The following is a 22,867-nucleotide window of genomic DNA, read 5'->3' on the forward strand; positions in this document are numbered from 1 at the left end:
CGATCATGAGAGAACCGGGCCACGACATCGCCGCCGACGTCTCGTTCGAGCTCGAGGAGCTCGACGAACTGGTCGGCGAACTGCTCGTCGACCACGCCGAACGCGCGGCACGCGAGGCGCGGGTGGTCGGGCTGCGCCTGGGCATCGGCGGACAGCGCCCGGAAACCCTCACCCGCGTCGGCGCCCGCTACGACCTCGCCCGCGACCGGGCCCGTCAGCTCTACACCAAGGCGATCGGGCGCATCCTGCGCGAGGCCACCCGATCCGGACACCGCTCCGCCGAGGTGTTCGCACACCGATACCCGCGTGAGGCGGGCGATCTGCGCCTGGTGCGCACCCTGCTCACCGAGACCTACGCGACCGACACCGACCTGGTCGCCATGGAGTGGTCGTATCTGAAGCTGCGCCTGGCCGGACACGACCAGACCGACGCCCGGCGGGTCGCCGGTTACGTCATGCAGCGAATCCTGGGCTGGCAGAAGAAGACCGCGAGCATCCTGGCCAAACTGCACGCCCCGGACGACGACATCGACGACCTGGACGCCGTACTCGCGGGGACCGACTGGCCGGACGGCTCCCCCGCCCCGTTACCCACCGTCTCGGCGCGGGTGGCCGATGCCGACGACGACGGGCGCGGCCGGTTCTACCTGGCCAAGGCCGGGCGCGACGTCGCCTACGATTCGGCGCTGGTCGCCCGCCTGCTGCGCACGCTCGACGCCAGCCCGGCCGTCGCGGCATTCCAGGAGGAACCCGCCGCCCTCACCTACACGTTCGCGGGTGAGAACCACGTGCACTACCCCTCGGTCGCCGCCCGGCTCAGCGACGGCCGAACGGTGCTGATCGACGTGGTACCGCTGGGCCGGACCATGTTCCACCACAACAGGCTTCAGGCCGATCTGGTGCGCGCCCACGCTCACGAACGCGGCTGGGGTGCGCTCACCTGGACCGGCAGCGAGATCGGCACCGCACAACTGCGCACCCGTGCCGTCGACGCGGCCGCCGAACAGCGCATCGCCACCGACCTGGCCACCGGCCCCTACGACCGGGTCGGCCTCGCCGCCGTGCTCACCGAGACCGGCCTCGACCTGCTCGACCTGGCCGCCCTCGTACTGCGCAACGACTGGCAGTTCGACCGGTTGCCGATGCGGCTCAGCGCATCACCATCGCCCCGGCGAGCACCGCGACAACCAGCAGCATCGCGCAGCAGGTGAGCCACTGCCACTGATCGAGGGTGCGATCCATCCGGGTGATCGTGGCGCGCAGGCCCGCCGCGGTCCGCTGCTGGGCGACCAGCTCGCTGCGCAAGCCGGCCAGGGTGATGGCATGGGCGTCGGCGGCCGCGGCCGCGCGTTCGATGCGGTGATGCAGCCTGGTCACCAACCGCTGCTTGTCGCGCACGGCCTGTCGCGACACCGCCAGTTCCACTCGCTGGTCGCGCAATTGATTGCGCTGACGTTCGATCATCGCGGCCTGCGCCGCCGTGTGCTTTTCCCAGGTGCCCATCTCGGCCCACCCTCCGTTCATCACATCCACATGACCCCAGGCGATGTCGTCCGCCACCCAGCCCTCGAGGAACTCCCGCAGCGCCCAGCCCGCCCGCACCGGTGCGGCGAAACCCGACTCACCGGCGGTGAGCATGCCCTGATCGATGCGGTATTCGGCACCGGCGGGCGCGAAGTCGGCGATACCGACCGCGGGCACCAGCGGCACCCAGTACCCGCGCGGGACCACCCACAGCACGTCGTCGATGCCCGCTTCGCGCAGGTGTTCGCGGTGCGCGCGGGCGGCGGTGATGTCGAGGGGGCCGCTGCGCACCTCGACCACGCCGCGCCGCTCGCCACGGCGCCAGTAGATGTCTACGGGGATATCGCCCACCCGGGCGTCCACCTGCGCCTCGTCGGCGCCCGCCGCCGTCAGCCTGCCACAGATCCAATGTTCGAGCCGCTGGGTATTCCATTGCTTCGCAACGCAATCGGGGCAACCACAGCCGTAACCGGTGCGTTCGGGCGCCGCGCGACGACCGCCCTCGGAGATCCCGAGTTCGTCGAGCAGCGCCCGCCGTCCGCACACCACCTGGGTGTCGCTTCGCCGCTTCGTCCTCACACCATCACTCCCTCACCAGGGGCCTGCCGTACGCCCCGCGCCCACGACCTGCACTCAGGTTCCCGCAGCCGCCGACACGCCGCCAGCCCCCTTGACCCGCACTCGGGTGCGTCGCCGTGTGGTGATCGAGATCACAACGACGACATTGCTTGTATATCAAGCCCTTTCATTGTGCCAACGTCGCACGGACCGGCGAAGATCTTGATCATTTCGATACACAGACCCCCCGGGTTGCCGGTCCTTTTCGTCCCGATTACGAAAAGGTTCGGCGCGTCGCCTGGCGCACCGGCCGAGGATCACTACAACGCGTCGGCGGGCACCGGTGGATATGATCGCAGGCGGCCGAGGCGGGCACGCTCGCCGTCCACCGGAAGTAGGGTGTGCATGAACCACGCTGAGCACGACGAAACCATCGGGTCGATGCTGGCGAATATCGCCGCGGCGCTGCGTGAGGTCAGCGAGAAGCTCGATGTCGTCGCCGCGCGCGTCGCCCAGGAGGTCCCCGGCTTCCCCGGTGACGACGAGGACGTGCCCGACCAGCTCCGCATCCGCCGCCTCGAAGCCTGGGCTTTCCATGCGTCACAGGACATTTCCCGGCTCAGTGCCCGGCTCGACGCGCTCGACGGCGGCGACGATCCGGCCCCACCACCCGCCCGTGGGCGCAGCAGACGAGAAGTCCGCGAGGCCGCCGAGCGGGCCGCCGCCTACGAGGAAGCCAGCAAGCCGCCGCTGGAGCGCCGTCAGTCGAGCCGCTCGGTCCCCGACCACCTCGGGGATCCCACCTGGCCCATCACCGCTCCCCCGGTCCCCCGCGCGACGACCGAACCGCAGAGCGGTGTGGTTGCGGGCGAACGTGGTCGAGCCGCGTCGCACGAGGAGGGCGAGCCTCGTACCGCCGCGTTCGCGGTCGAGTCGTCGGGGCTCGGCGATCCTGAACCCCAGGCGGCCCGCGGTGCGCGCGGTGACTCCGCACAGCGACCGAAGGTGAACGGTGCGCATGTGCCGGAAGCGCCTGTGCGGGAAGCCGTCCCGAATGCGCAGCGTGTGAACGGCCGACTGCCCGCGCAGCCGGAGCGGGAGGCACCGGCGCGTGGGGTGGCCGACGACATCGCGGCACAAGGAGTCGGTCTCGCCGCGAATCGTGCTGTTCCGCTACCGGATTCGACCGATGAGCTCGGCCGCCACGATGAAGACGCCGCTGCCGTTTCGGGCGGGTCCGCGAGCGTCGAACGCGCCCGGCCGGTCGGCAAGGTCCCCACCGAGACCCGTGGCACCGAACGCCACACCACTTCCGGCAATGTGACCTGGTCGCCCAACGGAGTCGATCCGCAGGCTCAGCGCAACGGATCCGCCCCCCTCCGGGCGACCGACCTTCGCCCCTCCGTCGATCATCCCAGCGGACCGGACGACGTGCGGCACAGCTCCTCCGGCGCAGGCACGGCGGGTGAGCGGGTCGGCGATGCGGGGGATGCGCACCGCGTCGCCTCCGCGTCGGGTCGCGTCGACGACCAGCAGGCGAGCTCGGCGCGCGCACCGATGGCCGGCACGGGTGGGCACTCGGGTCCGGGTGAGCAAGAACGTGCCGGAATCATCCCGGCCGAAGATGCTCACGCGGCCGAAGCCCGGATCGTGACGAACGGGACGACCTTCAACGGGTTCGCCGATCGGCCGGGTTCCGGGCCGAAGAACGGCAGTGCCAACGGGATCCAGTGGTCCTTCGACGACGACGTGGAGACGACCCTTCCCACCCCGCCGCGAAACGGTCACGCCCGCAACGGCTTCACCACGGACTCCCGCGGCGAGTCCGTCTTCGCCGACTTCACGCCTCGCAACTCGACCACCACCGACAAACCGGCAGCCCCCGCGCGTTTGGTCGCCCCGCCACCCGCCGATTCGGCCCAGGTCGACGCCGGGCACGTGCCGGGCCGAGCCACCGCGCCGTCGGAGCACCTCGACCAGGCACCTCGGTCCGAGCCGTCGGTCGGCGGAACCGACTACCGAACCAGCCCGGCGACGGAATCCGTCGACCGGTCCGGCGGAACAGCGCTGCCGGCGGACTACCCGCATCAGGCGGGCCACTCCGCCCAGGGGGCGGGCGATCCCGGCCGGACGCACCAGCAGGCGGACCGCATCACCCAGGGTGTTCAACCCGGCCCGTCCGACGAAGCGGCGAACGGCCGATACGACCGAGGCGAGCAATCCAGCCGACCGCACGGTCACAGCGCCGAGGAGAACGGCCGGACGTTCGGACAGGACGCGAACACAGGTCCGCTCGCGGCCCAGGCGGCTCACAGCACCGCGCGATTCACCAACTCCGACAACGACACCGGGACCCGGCACGGCCGACCCGCCCCGGCGGTCGACCTGCCCGCCACCCACACCTCGTCGAGCGCCGACGACAACCTCGGCCCTGCCCCCATCCCCACGGCCACCGACCCGGCAGGCATCACGGTGACCGGCACCTACCGCGCCTTCGACCTCGAATCCGCCGCCCACGTGGACAAACTGCAGGCCATGCTCGACGAGCTCAAGCGCTCCGCCGGCCTGCCACCCGGCCGCCGCGACGTCTTCGGTCCGCCGACGCAGGACCTCGGCTAGACGGCGACTCCCACCGAGCGCACATCAGGCGCCTCCGGTGCGTCGCGCAGTACCGTCGCGACGAGTTCGCGCACGGCGCGATGGCCCGCGTCGGCGGTATTGCGCGGATGCCAGGCCATCGCGACGACGGGGGCGGGCAACGGCAGTGGGATCTCGAAGGTGGCCAGGCCGAGCGCCTGGCAGGCCGGGCGGGACAACGCCGCGGGGGCGGGGCAGATCAGCTCGGTGGTCGCCACGGTGAACAACGCGGTCGCCAGGTCGGCGACGGTCGCGACGACGCGGCGGGTGCGGCCGTGCAGGGCGAGGCGGTCGTCGATGGGACTGTGGGTGCGGCCGGTGGGTGACACCTCGAGGTGGCGCGCGGAGGCGTAGGCGGCGACGGTGGGGCGGTCGGTGGCGAAGGGATGGCCGGCGGCCGCGACACCGACCCAGCGGTCGCTGAACAACCGCTGCACAACGGTTTCGGGGTCGGTGCGGCCGAGCACGCCCACTTCGATGTCGACCTGCCCGTCGCGCAGGGCAACGGCGCTGTCGGCGGGGTCCGCGGCCAGCAGCCGAACCGTCACGCCGGGCAGTTGCGTCCCGACCGCGCCGAGCAGCGGTCCCGCGAGCCGCGCCGCCACCGCATCACCCACGCGGACAACGAAGTCCCGCTGCCTGCGAACACCTCCGCCCTCGTGCGAGGTGAGCAGCACCCGGCTCGCCTCGACCAGCGCCGCCACGTCCTGGCGCAGTTCCAGGGCGCGCGGGGTGGGCACCAGATGCCTGCCGGAACGCACGAGCAGCGGGTCACCGAACACCTCACGCAACCGAGTGAGGGTTCGGCTCATCGCCGAGGTGGAGGTGTGCAGTCGCCGGGCCGCCTCGGTGACGCTGTTGGTGTCGAGCAGCGCGTCCAAGGCGGGCAGCAGGTTCAGATCCAGCGCTTCCACGCGAGGATTATCACCAACGCCCGGTTCGCCACCAAGCGGCCGCACCGCGTGTCGGTTATCCCTCGACCACCGCGACCGGCGTCGGCGCCGGGGCGGCATTGCGGTTGCGCAGCACGCCGCGGTAGGTCGCGGGCCGCACCGGGCGCACCCATTGCCCGAGCCGGGCCGACAGCGGCAGCGGGGTGCCGAGGTCGTCGAGCATCTCGTCGATATTGCCCAGCGAGAACGGGATCACCGACGCACCGTGCGCGTGCGCACCGTTGCTACGGGCCCGCGACCAGGCCAGGCGTTCGTCGATGTCGTTGTTCATCAGTTCGGCCACCGGCGGCACGAAGGCGCCGGTGAGCAGCCCCGCGATCCAGTGCGCGCCGACTTCGGCGCTGAGGGCGCTCACATTGGAGCTGTTGTAGCCGGCGAAACTGAGGTTGGGCACCTCGACGGGCAGGATGTGGCGGTAGAGCCGGAAGTCGCCCGCCTCGTCGGTGAGCGCGCGGCGCACGAACGGGGTGAGGAACGGTACCTCCTGGCGATATCCGGTGGCGCACACCACGATCTCGGCCAGTTTCAGCGTCCCGTCGGACAACCGGACCGCCGGCCCGTGCTGCCCGCCGATGAGTTCGACGATCTCGGCGTCGCGATGCACGGCGATGCGGCCCGCCTCGACCTGATCGAAGAACCCCTCGGTGACCAGCGCGGCGCTGCTGGTCGCCATCTCGGCCAGTGAACCGTCGGGGACCAGGCCGAGCTCGCGCAGCCGCAGCTTGCGCGTCACCCGTTCCTGCAGCAGGTCGAGGTTCGCCTCGCGCAGGGCGAGCCGGTCGAGCAGGCGTTCGGCGCGGTGGCCGAATCGGGACGGGAAATGCGCCTCACCCGCGCGGGTGAGCAGCAATCGTTCGTAGTCGGTGCCGAATCCGAACTTGCGCGGCATCTTCCAGGTGAGCCTGCGGGCGACCACGCTGGTCTCGTCGGCGAGATGACTCACCGCCTCGGCCACATCGCAGGCCGACTTGCCGTACCCGACGACGACCACCGAACGGTCGCGCGCCAGTTCGGCGTCGTGGAACTGGGAGACATGACACAGCTGCCCGCCCGCGGCACGGAAGGCGGCCGCACCGGGCAGGTCCGGCAGCACCGGGTCGCTGTACACACCGTTGGCGACGATCAGGTGATCGCAGGTGCTGCGGTGCACCCCCATCCCGTCGCGGATCTCGAGCAACCAGCCGCTGTCGACCGGGTCGGCCGCGACCACCTCGGTGCCGAGCCGCAGGTTCCCGGTGAGACCGAACTTCTGCGCGTACCCGGCGAGGTAGGCCTGCATCTGCTGACCGTCCGGCCAGCGCGGGTAGTCCTCCGGCATCGGGTGGTCGCTGAAGTGGTTGGTGTGCTTGCTGTTCTGTGAACGCAGGCCCGGGTAGCGGCGGGTGACGCTCCACACACCGCCCACGTCAGGGGCTCGATCGAAGACTTCGACCGGGAACCCGGCCTGACTCAACACCTTCGCGCAAGCCAATCCCGCAACTCCCGCACCGACGATCCCGATGCGGCTACCGCTAGTCATGGGCAGGAGAGTACTCGGGACCGCCGTCACGGTGCCACCGCCGCGATGCCCACGGTGCTGTCTACCACCGCCACGCCCGTGCTGTACTGGAACGATGACCAACAGCTCCGTCGTCGTCGACCGGGCCGGACTCTGGGACGCCGAAGCCCTCAGCGATGTGGCGACCGCGACGTTCCCGCTGGCCTGTCCCCCGCAGGCCGACCCGGCCGACATCGAGATCTTCCTGACCCAGATGCTGTCGGGCGACCGTTTCGGCGAGTACCTGTCCGACCCGGATCGCACGGTCCTCAAGGCCGTCGACGGTGACGAGATCGTCGGCTACGCCATGTTGATCGCGGGCAGGCCGACCGATCCGGCCATCGACGCACAGGTCAGCCCGGGGTCGGTGGTCGAACTCAGCAAGATGTACGTGCTGCCCGGCCACCACGGCACCGGGGTGTCCGGTGCGCTCATGGACGCCGCGGTCGACGCCGCGCGCGAGTCGGGTGCCGACGCGGTGTGGCTCGGGGTCAACCAGGACAACGAACGCGCGCAACGCTTCTACGGCAAGCACGGGTTCGTGCGGGTGGGCACCAAGACGATGACCGTCGGCAACCAGGTGCACGACGATTTCGTCTTCGAACGGAAGCTGTGATCCCTAGGCGGTAGCGGCCTCGAACCGCGACAGCGCGAGCAGACGCGAGATGGCGCGCAGGTACTTCTTGCGGTACCCGCCGTCGAGCATCTCCTGGGAGAAGATCTCGTCGAGCTTGGCGCCGGACACGGTGACGGGGATGCTCGCGTCGTAGAGGCGGTCGGCGAGCACGACGATGCGCAACGCGACGGCCTGGTCGGTCACCGGGTGCACCCCGGCGACGAACACCGACGTGACACCGTTGATGAGCGCGCCGTACTTCGACGGGTGCAGGGTGCTCAGGTGCGAGAGCAGGGCGTCGTAGTCGTCGAGGGTGGAACCCGGTGTGGCGGCGGCCCGTTCGGCCAGCACCTCGGGCGAGGTGGGCTCGGGAGCGGGCGGCAGGTCGCGGTGCCGGTAGTCGGGACCGTCGACGCGCACCGGCTCGAAGATGGCGCCGAGCTTCTTGATCTCGCGCAGGAAGTCCTGTGCGGCGAAACGGCCCTCGCCGAGCTGGCTCGGCAGGGTGTTGGACGTGGCCGCGATCGAGACGCCCGCGGCGGACAGCTCGGTGAGCAGGCGCGAGACCATCGTGGTGTCGCCCGGGTCGTCGAGTTCGAACTCGTCGATGCACAGCAGGCTGTTGGCGGAGAGCCGTTCCACCGCGTTGACGAAACCGAGAGCGCCGACCAGGTTGGTCAGCTCGCCGAAGGTGCCGAACGACTTCGGCGCGGGCGCGCTGTGGAAGATCGAGGCGAGCAGGTGGGTCTTGCCCACACCGAAACCACCGTCGAGGTACAGGCCCGCGCCGGTGACGGCCTTCTTCTTGCCGAAGAGGCTCTTCTTCGACGCGGCCTTGTGGATCTTGGCGACCTGACCGGCGAATTCCTCGGCCTTGCGAACCGCGGCCGCCTGGCTGGGTTCCTTGGGGTCGGGAATGTAGGAGGCGAAGCTGACCTCGTCGAACATGGGCGGGGGCACCATCTGGGCGACGAGCTGGTCGGCCGGGACCTCCGGGTGGCGATCGACGAGGCGTTCTTGCATGTGCGAATCGTACGGACGTGGTTGCATCGGTACCTATGCAGCGTATCCCTAATGTGACCCAGCTCGCAGATCTCGACGCCGACGCACTGGCCAGGAGCTATGCGTACCCGAGGCACCTGGAGCGGCCGTGGGTGCGGGCCAACTTCGTCAGCAGCATCGACGGCGCGCTCGCCGTCGACGGCGTGACGAAGGGCTTGGCCACCCCGGCCGACAAGCTGGTGTTCAAGCTGCTGCGCGAGCTCGCCGACGTGATCCTGGTCGGCGCGGGCACCGTGCGCACCGAGAACTACGGCGGCGCCCGCACCGACGACGAACACCGGCGGGCGCATTTCCGGCACGGGGTCGGCGGCAGCGAGGACGGCAGCCCACCACCGATCGCCGTGGTGTCGGGCAGCGCGAATCTCGATCCGGCGGCGCGGCTGTTCACCGACGCGCGGACCCCGCCGCTGATCCTCACCACCGCCCAGGCCGACAGGGACCGCGTCACGGCGCTCGAGGACGCGGGCGCCGAGGTGGTGGTCGCGGCGGAGTTCGCGATCACGCCCGCGGCGCTGCTGCGGGTGCTCACCGAGCGCGGATTGCTGCGGGTGCTGTGCGAGGGCGGGCCGCACCTGTTCGGTCAGCTGGCCGAGGCCGACCTGGTCGACGAACTGTGCCTCACCACGGCGCCGCTGCTGGTCGGCGGGGCGGGGGGGCGAATCTCGCTGTCGGCGAAGCAATTCGGTACCTCGATGGCACGCAAGCAGTTGGTGCTCGACGACGACGGCACCGTGCTGGCCCGCTGGGCCCGTCGATGAAACCCGGCGCCGAACCTGGCAGGGTGTAGCCATGCGCTTGACTCGGGCCGCGGTAACGGCCGCGACACTGTCGATCATGCTCGCGGGCTGCGGGGCGGGACCGTCGGATCGGCCCGTCGTCGCGGTGGAACGTCCGGGCGCCGGTGGAGTGGCGACGCAAGAGGTGACAACCGAGGATCTCGGCACGGCCGAGGTCCCCAAATCCGATCTCACCTGGCGCGACTGCACCGAGTCGACCATCAGCTCGCTGGCCTTCGGTGACGTGCCCACCGGGCTCGTGCTCGAATGCGCCGATTTCTCGACGCCCATCGACACCGCGGGCACCGTGCTCGGCACCTTCCGCGCGGGCGCCCTGCGTGCCCGGCTGCCCGAGACCCCCACCGATGTAGCCCCGCTGGTGCTGACCTCCGGCGCCGACCGGTCCTCGGCCTCCACCCTCGCCGGTCTGGCCATCGGCCCCAACCGCGCGCTGCTCACCGCCCAGCCGGTCGTCGCGGTCGATCGGCGCGGCATCGGCGCCTCCCAGCCGATCGACTGCATCCCGGCCCAATTGCGCGCGGTACTGACCGATCTGGGGCAGACCGGTGTCGGCAACGCCGACCAGGTCGGTGCCGTCGCCGGTTTCAGCCAGGACGCGACCATCGCCTGCCGCGACTTCCTGCAGCCCTACGAGGGCACCTTCGACGCACCGCACGCCGCCGACGACATCGAACAGCTGCGTAAGCAGTGGCAGGTCGAGAAGATCAACCTGCTCGGCGCGGGCAACGGCGGCAAGGTCGCGCTCAGCTACGCGCGCCGCTACGGCGACCACTTGGCCCGGCTCGTCCTCGACGCACCGGAACCGGTCGGCGCCGACGCCGCGACCATGGCCGAGGCGCGCGTCACCGGCGCCGAAGCCGCGCTCACCGCGTTCGCCCAGCGCTGCAAGGCGGCCAATTGTGCCCTCGGACCCGATCCGCGCGCGACGGTCGTCGGGTTGATGAACAAGGCGACGACCGGCGGACTGGGCGAGGTGACGGCCGCCGACCTGGCGACCGCGCTCACCGGTTTCCTGTCGAGCCCGCGCGGTGATCAGAACACCCGGGTCACCGCGCTGGCCGACATCCTCGCCGCGGCCGACCGCGGCGATCGGGGGCCGCTGATCGCACTGGTCGGGCGTGAGGCGGCGGCGATCTCGTCCGACGGCGAGTTCGTGAACCGGTGCACCGACAGCCAGCAACCGCCCACCCCCGATCGGGCCCGCGAACTGGCCGACACCTGGGCGGGCAAATATCCGGTTTTCGGTCGCACCGCCGCGATCGGGCTGATGGTGTGCTCGGCCTGGCCCGTCTCCACCGCCCCGCCGCTGCCCGACGAACTGTCGCTGCCCGTGCTGGTGTTCGCCGGTGCCGCCGACCCCGTCGTCGGCGGTGCCGCGGCCTCGGTCACCGGCGCGCTCGGTGCCGCGGGCGCCCGGCACGCCACCATGACCTGGCAGGGCTGGGGGCATCCGGTGGTCGCGCATTCCGGATGCGCGCAGCAGGCCGTGAACGCCTATCTAGCGGAGGGGAAACTGCCCGCCGACGGCGGCGCCTGCCCCGCCTGATCGGCATCCGACCGGCGCGTCACGGCGCGTCGGACGGGTCCGGCGACACCATCGCAACCCGATCCGGTGTACCGTGCCCCAGTGTTGTTCCGACAGCTCGAGCCCCGCACCGCTCGCACCGCCGCCGAGGTGATGAAGTTCGCATTGTGGCCGTTCGCGGTCATGACGGTGCTGAACCGTGTCTTCATCAAGGCGATCAACGGTTTCGTCACCGACGACTATCGCCCGGTGTACAACGCCTCGTTCGAGTTCTTGAACGGCAGGCCCGTGTACACGGCCAACTTCGACTCGGTCGACCCCCATTACCTGTACCCGCCCAGTGGAACCCTGGTGATCGCGCCGGTCGCGATCATCGAGTACGAGCTGTCGCGGTGGCTGTTCATCGCCTTGAACGCCGCGGCGATCCTGCTCGCCTGGTACCTGCTGCTGCGGTTGTTCAAGTTCGGCATCGGTTCGGTGGCCGCGCCCGCGCTGCTGCTGGCGATGTTCGCCTCCGAGACCGTCATCAACACGTTGGTGTTCACCAATGTCAACGGGTGTCTGCTGCTGGCCGAGCTGGCGTTCATTCATCTGCTGCTGCGGCGGCGTGATCTGTGGGCGGGCGCCGCGCTCGGCCTGAGTATCGCCGTGAAACCGACATTGGCTCCGTTGCTGCTCGTCGCGGCGGTGCGCGGGCAGTGGAAGGTGTTCATCACCGGTATCGGTGTGCCCGTCGCGCTCACCGCGGCGGCCTGGCCGCTGTCGAAGGACCCCGAACGGTTCTTCACCCACGTGCTGCCCTACCTGGCACAGACGCGCGACTACTTCAACAGCTCGGTCGGCGGCAACGGCGCCTACTACGGCTTGCCGCACTGGCTGATCCTGCTGGTGCAGGTGGTGATGGCCGGTGTCGTCGCGGTGTCGCTGTGGCTGCTGTGGCGCTACTACCGCGAGGACGAACTGTTCTTCGTGACCACGTTCTCCGGCGTGCTGCTCACGGCCTCCTTCCTGCTGCCCTCGCTGGGCCAGATGTACTACTCGATGATGCTGTTCCCGTTCCTGATGACGGTGGTGCTGCGCAATTCCGTGCTGCGCAACTGGCCGGCCTGGCTGGCAATCTTCGGGTTCATGACATACGACAAGTGGTTGTCGGACCGCTGGCAGAGCACCGGCCGCGCGCTCGAATACCTGCGGGTGACCTTCGGCTGGGGTCTGCTGCTCATCGTCGTGTTCTGCGTGCTCGGTGACCGCTACCTGGCCGCCCGCCGCGAAGGCAGGCTGGAGTTCGGCATCGACCCGGCCTGGATGGCGAAGGCGCCCGACTCGCGCGACGGCGTCGAGGAGAAACCCGCCCCCGCATCGGCACCTGACCGCGACGATCCGGTGGCACCGGTCGAGGAACGCGAACCCGCCCTGAAGTAGCGTTTCGGCGCGCGCGGCGCGAAACCATTAGCGTGGAGTGATGAGTTCCGATACCTCGTTGCCCGCGCCGCGCATCCAGCTGACGCCGCAGGAGTGGCGGGCCAAACTGAACCCCGAGGAATACGCCGTGCTGCGTGAGGCCGCCACCGAGCGACCTTTCGTCGGCGAATACACCGACACCAAGACCGAGGGCGTCTACACCTGCCGTGCCTGCGGTGCCGAATTGTTCCGCAGCACAGAGAAATTCGACTCGCACTGCGGGTGGCCGTCGTTCTTCGACCCCGCCGATTCCGACGCGGTGATCCTGCGCCCCGACGACTCGCTCGGCATGCGCCGGGTCGAGGTGCTGTGCGCGAACTGCCACAGCCACCTCGGCCACGTCTTCGAGGGCGAGGGGTACCCCACCCCCACCGACCAGCGCTACTGCATCAACTCGATCGCGCTCAAGCTCGAGCCGAAAGCGTAGTGCCTACGGCAAGGCGTTGATCAGCTGCTCGACCTCTACGCGCGGGCCGGTGAAGAACGGGGTCTCCTCGCGGACGTGCAGGCGGGCCTCAGTAGCGCGCAGGTCGCGCATGAGGTCGACGATGCGGTGCAGCTCCGGTGCCTCGAAGGCGAGGATCCACTCGTAGTCGCCGAGCGCCATCGAGCTCACCGTGTTCGCTCGCACATCCGGGTAGCCGCGCGCCTCCTTGCCGTGGTCGGCGAGCATCTTACGACGCTCGTCGTCGGACAGCAGGTACCACTCGTAGGACCGCACGAACGGGTACACGCAGATGTAGTTGCCCGGGTCCTCACCGGCGAGGAACGCCGGGATGTGGCTCTTGTTGAACTCCGCCGGGCGGTGCACGGCCACATTGCTCCACACCGGGGCGCTGGCCTTGCCCAGCTCGGTGGTGCGCCGGAAATCGGCGTAGGCGGCCTGCAGGTCCTCGACCCGTTCGGCGTGGGTCCACAGCATGAAATCGGCGTCGGCACGCAACCCGGCCACGTCGTAGATGCCGCGCAACACCACACCCTTGTCGGCCAGCCCGTCGAAGAAGGTCTGCGCCTCCTTGATCGCCGCCGCCCGGTCGTCGCCGAGCACGCCCGGCTGTACCTGGAACACCGAGAACATCAGGTACCGGATGGTGGAATTGAGGGCCTGGTAGTCGAGTCGCGCCATGAATCCATGGTGCCACTGCGCGGATTTCACGCGGCGGCCGGGATCAGTCCAGGTGGTGCTCGACCGCACGCCACGGCGAGGATTCGTCGGCGCGGAAGACGGCCGTCACGGTGGTCGCCTCCCCCGCGTGTAGTTCGACGGGACCGAGATCGGGGTCGAGGATCAGGGTCGGTCGTTCAGCGGGACTGGTCAGCGTCGACCGGAGTCTTCGGGCCGCGTACGGTCGCGCTGACACCGACAACTCTGCACAGGAGGATCTCATGCGCGTCATCAGTGTGGTCGCCGATCTTGCCGTGGGCGATATCGACGCCGCCAGAAGCTTCTACGCGGACTACCTCGGTCTCAGCGACGAGGAGTTCAACCTCGGCTGGGTCGCACGGTTCACCTCGCCCGAGACGGGTGCGCACCTGCAGGTCGTCACGCGGGACGCGAGCGCTCCGGAGAATCCGGTCGTGACGATCAAAGTCGACGATGTCGAGGCCGCGCTGACCGAGGCGCAGCGGCGCGGCTTCGAGATCGTCCACCCCCTCACCACCGAACCCTGGGGAATCACCCGATTCTTCGTCCGCGCACCTGACGGGAACGTCATCAACATCGCCCAACACCACTAGCCGCGGGCGTCGTGAACCTGGACGATTGATCACCACGCTCTCAGGTAAGTAGCGCGCGAGAGGCGAACGCCACCAGAGCGTGATGATCTTGATTCGCTGAAGCTGGTGCGGTCGTGGTGCCCGCCGCGTGCCGCCGCAAATGCGCAGCCGTGTCAATGGTGAAGGCTGTGTGCGACCCGTTCCGCGGCGGCGGTGCCTGCGGCGACGCACGCCGGAACTCCGACTCCGCGCAGGTAGGCGCCTGCGACGGCGAGTCCTTCGAGCGGGGCGATCGCGGCTTCGAAGGCGTCGATCCGTTCGATGTGGCCGGGTGCGTATTGGGGCAGGCCGCCGGGCCAGCGCTGGACGACGGCGGCGTGCGGGGTGATCGTGGCTCCGGTGACGGCGCTCAGGTCCTCGACGGCCGCGGCGACGAGTTCGTCGTCGGTCCAGGTGAGGGGTTTCTCGTCGCCAAAGCGGCCGAACGAGGCGCGGACGAGGGCGACATCACGGGCGGCCAGGTGCGGCCATTTGCGGCTGGACAGGGTGAAAGCCTTGGCGCGCAAGGGTTCTCCGGTGGCGACGAGGATGCCTGAATTGTCCGGCAGGGCGGTGTCTTTCGGCAGTGCCATCGCGACGAGCGCCGACGACGACAGTTCGATTCCATCCGCTAGAGCAGCCGCCTCGGGCGCGACGTAGTGCAACAGTCGGGCGGTGACCGGCGCGGGTGTCGCGAGGACGACCGCGTCGACAGCGCCCAGCGGGTCGACCACCCAACCCCGGGGTGACCGGGCCAGCCGTGTCGCGGGGAGATCGGTCACCAAGCGGGCCCGCGACGCCTCGGTCAGCGCGGCGAGCAGGGCACCGTATCCGTCGCGGAGTCCACCGAAGACCGGCGCGGAGCTGGGGGCGGGCATCGCTTTCCGAACGGCGTCGGTGAGACTCGGTGCGCCTTGATCGAGGGCAGCGGCCAGCGTCGGCAGGGCCGCACGGATGCCGATCGACGCGCTGATCCCCGCGTACACCCCGCCGAGCAGCGGATCGACACTGCGTTCGACGACCTGCCGACCGAACCGTTCGGCGACCAGCGACTGCACGTCCACGTCCGAACCGGGTTCCCAGCGCAGCGGCCGCTCCGGCTCGGTCGCCACCCGGTGCAGGGTTTCGTCGTCGACGAGCCCGCGCAGCGATTCGGCATCGGAGGGAATGCCCATCAAGGTCCGCCCCGGCAGCGGGTGCGCACTCCCCCCTGCCCACACCAGTGGGCGTTTCCCGGCGGGTCGGACCAGCTGATCGTCGAGGCCGAGTTCGCCCATCAACTCGATCACCTCGGGCCTGCGCCCGACGAACGCCTCAGCACCGAGATCCAATGGCTCCCCGGCCAATTCACCGGTGTGCAGCACCCCGCCGACCCGCCCGCGCTGCTCGAGCACGACGATATCGGCGCTCTCACCGAGGCGCTGACGCAGCCGGTACGCCACGACGAGCCCGCTGATTCCGCCCCCGACAACCGCGATCCGCATCCTCCGACCGTAGCCGTGCGGCCGACGCACCGATAAGACGCACCCACGCTGTGTCAGCAGTGTCACGTCGAGCTCCGGAGTGCGGCTCGTGACCGGCGGCGAACGCCCGCCACCCACCCGCGCGATCGACGACCGTCGAGCGCGGCGGCGAGGGAGGATTGCCAGACGGCCGCCTCGGCCTGGTGCCTCAGAGCGAATGCACGAGTTCGACCAGCGCCGTCAGCACGCCGGGATCGGTATCCGGCAGCACCCCGTGACCCAGGTTGAAGATGTGACCGGTCGCGCCGAGCGTGATCGCCTCGTCGGCCTCCGCGACGATGCGCCGCGCTTCCGCCTCGACCGCGTCGAATCCGGCGAACAGGATGGCCGGGTCGAGGTTGCCCTGCAGTCCCTTTCCGGCGCCGACCCGGCGCACGGCGTCGGTGAGCGGCACCCGCCAGTCGACACCGACCACGTCGGCACCGGCCTCACCCATCGCGCCGAGCAGCTCACCGGTGCCCACACCGAAGTGGATGCGCGGCACGCCCGCATCGGCGATCTCGGCGAACACGCGCTCAGAGTGCGGCAGCACGAACTCGCGGTAGTCGGCCAGCGACAGCGCGCCCGCCCAGGAATCGAACAGCTGCACCGCGTCGACACCGGCGGCGAGCTGGGCCTGCAGGAAGGCGATGGTGATGTCGGTGAGGGTGCCGAGCAGCGCGTGCCAGGTCTTCGGGTCGGCGTGCATCATCGCCTTGGTGCGCTCGTGCTGCTTGCTCGGCCCACCCTCCACCAGGTAGGAGGCCAGCGTGAACGGCGCACCGGCGAAACCGATGAGCGGGGTGTCACCGAGCGCGTCGGTGAGCAGCCGCACGCCCGCGGTGACCGCGCCGACCTCTTCCGGACGCAACCTCGGCAGGGCGCGCACATCGGCCTCGGTGCGCACCGGCGAGGCGATCACCGGGCCGACACCGGGCACGATGTCGAGGTCGATGCCCGCCGCCTTGAGCGGAACGACGATGTCGGAGAACAGGATCGCCGCGTCCACCCCGTGACGGCGGATCGGCTGCATGGTGATCTCACACACCAGCTCCGGGTCGAAGCAGGACTCGAGCATGCCGATGCCCTTGCGCAGCTCCCGGTACTCGGGCAGCGAACGGCCTGCCTGACGCATGAACCAGACCGGTCGCCTGCTCGGCGTCGCGCCGGTGGCGGCGGCCAGGAAAGGGGCATCGGTCAACCGGCGGCGGGTGTAGGTGCTCACCACGATGATCCTAGGCGGCGAGGTGGGCGACTCCGCCCCCACATGGGGGTAGAGTCGCGCGGCCTCTGGCTCACCCGTCCCCGGCTGCGAGCCGGCGACGCTCCCCCACCACGTCGACCGGATTTCGACCTGCTCCTACGCGGCAACGTGTCGGACGGCCTCGCGCCGATGAGGGGGGTGAGGTGCCATTCCGACGAGGAACGTTCGATCGAACGAGCGCGATACGACCGACCGCCCGTCTCATCGCACATCGCGCATCACGAAGCGCTCGAGAATGCACCCTCCGCAACGCACCCCTGACCGGCCCGCCGTAGGCGGCGCGCCTCCGCACGCCCCGCACACCCACCGTCTACGGTTGCCCTCGTGACACCGCTCGACATCCGCGACGGCGCCGCACCGACCGGGGGAACGCCCCGCGAGCCTGCTTCTTTCCGGGCGGCGGTCGATGCGATGGGCACCGCAACCGTGCACCCTCGAATCGAGCTGGCGCCTATCCGCCCCCCACAGCGGTTGGCGCCGTTCTCCTATGCGCTCGGAGCGGAGGTCGTGCATCCCGACAGCCCGGTCGTGCCGACCGACTCCGAGGGCGACGCCTTCGGCAGGCTGATCCTGCTCCACGACCCCGACGGGGACGAGGCCTGGCACGGCGTGTTCCGGCTGGTCGCCTACATCCAGGCCGACATCGACGCCGCCCTCGCCGCCGACCCGCTGCTCCCGGAGGTCGCGTGGAGCTGGCTGGTCGACTCCCTGGAGTCACGTGGCGAACCGTTCACCGCCCTAGGCGGCACCGTCACCGCCACCAGTTCGGTGCGGTACGGCGACATCGCCGGCCCACCACGCGCCCACCAGCTGGAGCTACGCGCGTCGTGGACGGCGATGAACACCGAGATGCGCCGTCACGTGGAGGCGTTCTGCGAGGTGCTCGCCTTCGCCGCCGGATTACCCCCCGCCGGAATCACGCATTTACGGCCGGACTCCTATACCCACACCGACAGACCGTGATCGCCACGTAGAGTTCACGTTTATGTCGGTCGCCGAGGAACCAACCGCAGCAGAGCCCCTGCTCGCCCCCGCCGAGGGGGTTCCACCCGTGCTGGCCTCCCCCGACGAGGTCGCCGCGGCCGCCAAATCCATCGCCGCGGGCACCGGCCCGCTCGCCGTCGACGCCGAACGCGCGTCCGGTTTCCGCTACTCCGCGCGCGCCTACCTGATCCAGCTGCGCCGCGAAGGCGCCGGCACCTTCCTGATCGACCCGATCCCCGTCACCGACGCGCTCACCCCACTGGCCGAGGCGATCAACGACCTCGAATGGGTACTGCACTCCGCCGACCAGGACCTCCCCGGCCTCGCCGAGCTCGGCCTGCGCCCCGCCCGCCTCTTCGACACCGAACTCGGCGGCCGCCTCGCCGGCTACGAGCGCGTCGGCCTGGCCGCCATGGTGGAGAACCTGCTCGGCCGTTCCCTGCGCAAAGGCCACGGCGCCGCCGACTGGTCCACCCGCCCGCTGCCCGACGAGTGGCTCAACTACGCCGCCCTCGACGTGGAACTCCTCCTGGAACTGCGCGACACCGTCGCCGAAGACCTCGCCGCCCAGGGCAAAATGGACTGGGCCGCAGAGGAATTCGAACACGTCCGCACCATGGACCCGCCCGCCCCCAAGGCCGACCGCTGGCGCCGCACCTCCGGCATCCACACCCTGCGCCGCCCCCGCCAACTCGCCGTCGTCCGCGAACTGTGGACCACCCGCGACGAACTGGCCCGCGCACGCGACGTCGCCCCCTCCCGCATCCTCCCCGACTCCGCCATCGTCGCCGCCGCGACCAACGACCCACGCACCATCGCCCAACTGCGCACCCTCCCCGTCTTCGGCGGCCCCCGCCAACGCCGCTACTCCCGCGACTGGCTCGCCGCCGTAGACCGAGCCCGCGCCCTCCCCGACAAACAACTCCCACCCCTCACTTTGCCCTTCGACGGCCCACCCCCCGTCAACCGCTGGGAACGCCGCGACCCCATCGCCGCTGCCCGCCTCACCACCGCCCGCAACGCCATGGGCGATCTCTCCACCGAACACTCCATCCCGGTAGAGAACCTCCTCTCCCCCGATCTGGTGCGTCGCCTGTGCTGGGACGGGCTCCCCGACTACAAGAACGTCGGCACCCCCGAAGAGCTCTCCGCCGCGATCGAGGAGTTCCTGCGTGCAGGTGGGGCACGACCATGGCAACGAACCCTCGCCGTCCCGGCGCTGACCAAGGCACTCACCCCGAAGGTCGAGTAGCTCAGTTCGTCAGACGCAGCCGTGAAGCGCCCAGAGCCGCGGGTGACGGGGTAGTCCACCAAGCTGCACTCGCGTCCAATCCGCCGAATCTCATTTTTCGACCGCGATTCACTCATAGTTCAGTCCGGCATACAAGAGTAGCGCGAGGAAGTTCCAATCGATTCCGACAGGAATACTTTGACGGTTTTCCACGAACGCCGCGAGAGCTTCCAGAAATCGCGGCATCGTTGCATTCTCGAAAGCATCGGGGTCGCCGATCACCTGCGTACGCAGATTCAGCGCAAATTCCACAAACCGTTGCCGATTCTCGACTCCGGGAAATTCCAATTCTTCCACGTCCCTCGTCCCCTAGATTCTTACTGCTCATGACGCATCCTCGTCGGACATCCGACATTGTGAACGAAGTGGCGCCAAATATTCAATAGACGTCCTCTGTTCATTTCACGACAAGACGTAAAGCACTGTGCGAAAAATGGATCGACAGGCCGCTTGATCGTGGTTAGTGTCGGGTGTCGACTATCGAGAGGAATCGTTGTGTACGAAGAGGCGATCGCCACCAATCGGGCGAATTGGGATGAGCGGGCCGAGGTGCATGTGCGGTCGCGGATGTATGACGTGGATGCGTATGTCGCGGATTCGGGGCGGATCTCGTCGGTGGTGCGCAACGACCTGGGGGTGCTGGCGCCGCACTTGCCGGAGTCCGGGATCGTGGGGCGGTCGTTGTTGCATCTGCAGTGTCATATCGGGATCGATACTTTGTCGTGGGTGCGGCTCGGTGCGGTGGATGTGCACGGGCTCGATCTGTCGCCGAATTCGTTGCGGCACGCGGAGCGGATCGCGCGGGAGGCGGGGTGTGCCGTCACCTGGGTCGAAGGGGATGCGCGGCGGGCTTCGGAGCTGGTCGGGCGGCGGTTCGACACCGTGGTGACGAGTGCGGGAACCATTGTGTGGTTGCCGGAGCTCTCGGCTTGGGCTCGGTCGATCCACGATCTGCTGGAGCCGGGTGGAGTGTTCTCGATCCGGGACGATCATCCGATCCTCGGCGCGATGGGGTTCGAGCCGTGGGAGATCTCCGACGACTACCTCGGTGGGGGCGGGACGAGGACGTACACGGATTCGGGCACTTACACCGAGGATTCCGCCGGGCAGATCACCCACACCACCAATCACGAATGGCGACACGATCTCGGTGAGGTCGTGGGAGCGCTGCTCGACGCGGGACTGACGATCGAGGCGGTGCGGGAGCTGCCCTATATGGACTGGCCCGCCTTCCCGGAACTCGTTGCCTGCGAACAGGGTTGGACATTGCCACCCGGACGGCCGCGAATTCCGTTGAACTTCGCGGTCGTCGCCAGGCGGAGAGGTTAGTGGGCGCCGAGCCAGGCGGTGATGCGCTGGGTGATGGCTTCGGGGGTGAGGCCTAGGTCCTCGAGGATTTCGGGGCGGGAGGCGTGGTCGAGGAACTGCTGGGGGACGCCGAGATCGCGGGTGGGGACGTCGAGGCCGGCGGCGCGCAGGCGAGCGGAGAGGGTGGAGCCGATGCCGCCGTGCAGGCCGCCGTCTTCGAGAGTGACGACCAGGCGGTAGTTCTCGGCGAGTTTGACCAGGGTGTCGGAGATCGGCAGGACCCAGCGGGGGTCGACCACGGTCACCGAGATGCCCTGGGGGGCAAGGTGTTCGGCGACGTGCATGGCGGTGTCGGCGAAGGGGCCGACGGCGACGAGCAGGACGTCACCGTGCTGGGACTGCACCGTGCCCGCGCCGGGCACGGCCAGGCGGAGGATGTCGAGGCCGTCGAGGCGTTCGACGGCGGTGATGTCTTCGGCGACAGTGCCTTTCGGGAAACGCAGCACGGTGGGGCCGTCGGTGACGGAGAGCGCCTCGGCGAGTTCCTCACGCAGGGTGGCGCCGTCGCGGGGGGCGGCCACGCGGATGCCGGGGATGATGCCGAGCAGCGAGAAGTCCCACATGCCGTTGTGACTGGCGCCGTCGGGGCCGGTGATGCCCGCCCGGTCGAGGACGACGGTGACGGGCTGTTTCAGCAGCGCCACATCCATCAGCAGCTGGTCGAAGGCACGGTTGAGGAACGTGGCGTAGATGGCGACCACGGGGTGCATGCCGCCGAGTGCCAGGCCGGCGGCGGAGGTCATCGCGTGCTGTTCGGCGATGCCGACGTCGAACATGCGCTCGGGGAAGCGTTCACCGAACGCGGCAAGACCGGTGGGGCCGGGCATGGCGGCGGTGATGGCGACGATGTCGTCGCGGCGCGCGGCGTGCTCGATGAGTTCCTCGGAGAACACGGCCGTCCAGCCCTTGGCCTTCTTACCCGCCAGGGGGCGGCCGGTGAGCGGGTCGATGGGGTCGCAGGCGTGCATCTGGTCGGCGACGTGGTTTTCGGCGTGCTCGTAGCCGTTGCCCTTGCGGGTCACCACATGCACCACGACGGGGCCGCCGAAGTCCTTGGCGCGACGCATGGCCGCCTCGAGCGCGACCAGGTCGTGGCCGTCGACGGGGCCCACGTACTTCATGCCCAGATCGCCGAACAGTTCCTGCGGGCTCACGGCGTCTTTGATCCCGGCCTTGAGCGCGTGCACCATCGAGTAGGCCGAATCCCCCACGGCCGGAATGCTTTTCAGCAGACGTTTCCCGGTGTCGAGGGCATGCTCGTAGGCCGGCTGGGTGCGCAGGGCGGTGAGCCGGTCGGCGAGGCCACCGATGGTCGGCGCGTAGGAGCGGCCGTTGTCGTTGACGACGACCACCACCGGGCGGTCGGCACCGGCGATGTTGTTGAGCGCCTCCCAGCACATGCCGCCGGTGAGCGCGCCGTCACCGACGACGGCGACCACGGTGCGGTTCTGGTCGGTGAGCGAGAACGCCTTGGCCAGGCCGTCGGCGTAGGACAGGGCGGCCGAGGCGTGCGAGGACTCCACCCAGTCGTGTTCGCTCTCGGCACGGCTCGGGTAGCCGGACAGGCCGTCGCGCATGCGCAGCGTGTCGAAGCGGTCCTTGCGGCCGGTGAGGATCTTGTGCACATAGGCCTGGTGGCCGGTGTCGAAGATCAACGGGTCGGCCGGGGAATCGAAGATCCGGTGCAGGGCAATGGTCAGCTCGACCACACCGAGGTTGGGACCGAGATGACCACCGGTGGCGGCGACCTTCGCCACCAGGAACTCGCGGATCTCGTCCGCCAGTTCCCGCAGCTGCGGCACGCTCAGCCGGCGCAGATCTTCGGGTGAATCCACCCGCGACAGCACTCCCACCTGAACTCGCTCCCTCCGGACTTCCGATTGATCCGCCCAGTGTATTTGGCCGGGCCGCGGGCGAAAGCCCCCGACCGGTGTCGCGCACTGTCCGACGGTAGCCGGGACGGCCCGCCGACCAGCGGGCGCACCCCCGGCTGACGGGCGCGACGTGTGAGCACAATCTCCCCGCGCGTCCGC

Annotated in this window: 21 protein-coding genes; 11 read left to right on the forward strand and 10 right to left on the reverse strand. The window is 69.6% G+C overall.

Annotated elements, in window-relative coordinates; all coding sequences use genetic code 11:
* Window positions 1-5: 5 nt before the first annotated feature.
* On the forward strand, window positions 6-1,211 hold the full coding sequence (locus tag NCO8_RS03335) for a sigma-70 family RNA polymerase sigma factor (protein WP_067636216.1): 1,206 nt from the start codon (window positions 6-8) through the stop codon (window positions 1,209-1,211).
* On the opposite strand, the gene NCO8_RS03340 is transcribed toward NCO8_RS03335, so the two are convergent.
* On the reverse strand, window positions 1,150-2,103 hold the full coding sequence (locus NCO8_RS03340) for a hypothetical protein (RefSeq protein WP_245655218.1): 954 nt from the start codon (window positions 2,101-2,103) through the stop codon (window positions 1,150-1,152). The genes NCO8_RS03335 and NCO8_RS03340 overlap by 62 nt on opposite strands.
* Window positions 2,104-2,487: 384 nt before the next feature.
* Here NCO8_RS03340 and NCO8_RS03345 point away from each other — a divergent pair, with 384 nt between their 5' ends.
* Window positions 2,488-4,701, forward strand: coding sequence for a hypothetical protein (locus NCO8_RS03345; RefSeq protein WP_067636220.1), 2,214 nt, complete (start codon window positions 2,488-2,490; stop codon window positions 4,699-4,701).
* Here NCO8_RS03345 and NCO8_RS03350 read toward each other — a convergent pair.
* Both NCO8_RS03350 and NCO8_RS03355 read right to left on the reverse strand, forming a co-directional pair.
* Window positions 4,698-5,633, reverse strand: coding sequence for a LysR family transcriptional regulator (locus NCO8_RS03350; protein WP_067636222.1), 936 nt, complete (start codon window positions 5,631-5,633; stop codon window positions 4,698-4,700). The two genes, NCO8_RS03345 and NCO8_RS03350, sit on opposite strands and share 4 nt — an antisense overlap.
* Window positions 5,634-5,688: 55 nt before the next feature.
* The gene (locus tag NCO8_RS03355) at window positions 5,689-7,191 is read right to left on the reverse strand and encodes a flavin-containing monooxygenase (RefSeq protein ID WP_067636224.1); all 1,503 of its coding nucleotides are present in this window, start codon (window positions 7,189-7,191) and stop codon (window positions 5,689-5,691) included.
* A gap of 94 nt (window positions 7,192-7,285) precedes the next feature.
* Here NCO8_RS03355 and NCO8_RS03360 point away from each other — a divergent pair, with 94 nt between their 5' ends.
* On the forward strand, window positions 7,286-7,825 hold the full coding sequence (locus tag NCO8_RS03360) for a GNAT family N-acetyltransferase (protein ID WP_067492881.1): 540 nt from the start codon (window positions 7,286-7,288) through the stop codon (window positions 7,823-7,825).
* A 3-nt stretch (window positions 7,826-7,828) separates the two neighbouring features.
* Here the strand turns inward: NCO8_RS03360 and zapE are convergent, their stop codons facing one another.
* A complete protein-coding gene (gene zapE / locus NCO8_RS03365; RefSeq protein WP_067636226.1) occupies window positions 7,829-8,848 on the reverse strand; it encodes a cell division protein ZapE in 1,020 nt (339 codons plus the stop codon).
* A gap of 35 nt (window positions 8,849-8,883) precedes the next feature.
* Between zapE and NCO8_RS03370 the strand changes: the two genes are divergently transcribed.
* The 4 genes from NCO8_RS03370 to msrB all read left to right on the forward strand — a co-directional run bounded on the left by NCO8_RS03370 (window position 8,884) and on the right by msrB (window position 13,097).
* Window positions 8,884-9,645 (forward strand): pyrimidine reductase family protein, encoded by a 762-nt coding sequence (locus NCO8_RS03370; RefSeq protein ID WP_067636228.1) that lies wholly within the window; start codon window positions 8,884-8,886, stop codon window positions 9,643-9,645.
* Between the two features lie 31 nt (window positions 9,646-9,676).
* A complete protein-coding gene (locus NCO8_RS03375) occupies window positions 9,677-11,230 on the forward strand; it encodes an alpha/beta hydrolase (RefSeq protein WP_067636230.1) in 1,554 nt (517 codons plus the stop codon).
* 81 nt (window positions 11,231-11,311) lie between these two features.
* Window positions 11,312-12,631, forward strand: coding sequence for a glycosyltransferase family 87 protein (locus tag NCO8_RS03380; protein WP_174550287.1), 1,320 nt, complete (start codon window positions 11,312-11,314; stop codon window positions 12,629-12,631).
* Window positions 12,632-12,671: 40 nt separating this feature from the next.
* Window positions 12,672-13,097, forward strand: a complete 426-nt coding sequence (msrB, locus tag NCO8_RS03385) for a peptide-methionine (R)-S-oxide reductase MsrB (protein WP_067492871.1) — start codon at window positions 12,672-12,674, stop codon at window positions 13,095-13,097.
* A 3-nt stretch (window positions 13,098-13,100) separates the two neighbouring features.
* Here msrB and hemQ read toward each other — a convergent pair whose 3' ends face one another.
* Together hemQ and NCO8_RS03395 are read right to left on the reverse strand one after the other, a co-directional pair.
* On the reverse strand, window positions 13,101-13,796 hold the full coding sequence (gene hemQ / locus NCO8_RS03390; protein ID WP_067636657.1) for a hydrogen peroxide-dependent heme synthase: 696 nt from the start codon (window positions 13,794-13,796) through the stop codon (window positions 13,101-13,103).
* Window positions 13,797-13,839: 43 nt separating this feature from the next.
* Window positions 13,840-14,031, reverse strand: a complete 192-nt coding sequence (locus tag NCO8_RS03395) for a hypothetical protein (RefSeq protein ID WP_157104753.1) — start codon at window positions 14,029-14,031, stop codon at window positions 13,840-13,842.
* A gap of 25 nt (window positions 14,032-14,056) precedes the next feature.
* Here NCO8_RS03395 and NCO8_RS03400 point away from each other — a divergent pair, with 25 nt between their 5' ends.
* Window positions 14,057-14,407, forward strand: a complete 351-nt coding sequence (locus NCO8_RS03400) for a VOC family protein (protein WP_067636233.1) — start codon at window positions 14,057-14,059, stop codon at window positions 14,405-14,407.
* A 152-nt stretch (window positions 14,408-14,559) separates the two neighbouring features.
* Here NCO8_RS03400 and NCO8_RS03405 read toward each other — a convergent pair whose 3' ends face one another.
* Together NCO8_RS03405 and hemE are read right to left on the reverse strand one after the other, a co-directional pair.
* Window positions 14,560-15,909 carry a protoporphyrinogen oxidase gene (locus NCO8_RS03405; RefSeq protein ID WP_067636235.1) on the reverse strand — a complete coding sequence of 450 codons (1,350 nt, stop codon included), beginning with the start codon at window positions 15,907-15,909 and terminating at the stop codon, window positions 14,560-14,562.
* A gap of 187 nt (window positions 15,910-16,096) precedes the next feature.
* The gene (gene hemE, locus NCO8_RS03410; RefSeq protein WP_371851993.1) at window positions 16,097-17,152 is read right to left on the reverse strand and encodes a uroporphyrinogen decarboxylase; all 1,056 of its coding nucleotides are present in this window, start codon (window positions 17,150-17,152) and stop codon (window positions 16,097-16,099) included.
* A gap of 450 nt (window positions 17,153-17,602) precedes the next feature.
* On the opposite strand from hemE, the gene NCO8_RS03415 reads away from it, so the two are divergent.
* Together NCO8_RS03415 and NCO8_RS03420 are read left to right on the forward strand one after the other, a co-directional pair.
* Window positions 17,603-18,154, forward strand: a complete 552-nt coding sequence (locus tag NCO8_RS03415; protein ID WP_067492868.1) for a DUF3000 domain-containing protein — start codon at window positions 17,603-17,605, stop codon at window positions 18,152-18,154.
* Between the two features lie 22 nt (window positions 18,155-18,176).
* Window positions 18,177-19,427 (forward strand): HRDC domain-containing protein, encoded by a 1,251-nt coding sequence (locus NCO8_RS03420; protein ID WP_067636238.1) that lies wholly within the window; start codon window positions 18,177-18,179, stop codon window positions 19,425-19,427.
* 108 nt (window positions 19,428-19,535) lie between these two features.
* Here NCO8_RS03420 and NCO8_RS03425 read toward each other — a convergent pair whose 3' ends face one another.
* Complete coding sequence (locus tag NCO8_RS03425; RefSeq protein ID WP_157104754.1) at window positions 19,536-19,763, reverse strand: DUF7660 family protein; 228 nt, start codon at window positions 19,761-19,763, stop codon at window positions 19,536-19,538.
* A 198-nt stretch (window positions 19,764-19,961) separates the two neighbouring features.
* Between NCO8_RS03425 and NCO8_RS03430 the strand changes: the two genes are divergently transcribed.
* A complete protein-coding gene (locus tag NCO8_RS03430) occupies window positions 19,962-20,795 on the forward strand; it encodes a class I SAM-dependent methyltransferase (RefSeq protein WP_376739951.1) in 834 nt (277 codons plus the stop codon).
* On the opposite strand, the gene dxs is transcribed toward NCO8_RS03430, so the two are convergent.
* Window positions 20,792-22,687 (reverse strand): 1-deoxy-D-xylulose-5-phosphate synthase, encoded by a 1,896-nt coding sequence (gene dxs, locus NCO8_RS03435; RefSeq protein ID WP_067636242.1) that lies wholly within the window; start codon window positions 22,685-22,687, stop codon window positions 20,792-20,794. The two genes, NCO8_RS03430 and dxs, sit on opposite strands and share 4 nt — an antisense overlap.
* Window positions 22,688-22,867 lie beyond the last annotated feature (180 nt).

The sequence above is a fragment of the Nocardia coubleae NBRC 108252 genome (assembly GCF_001612805.1).
Lineage (GTDB): Bacteria > Actinomycetota > Actinomycetes > Mycobacteriales > Mycobacteriaceae > Nocardia > Nocardia coubleae.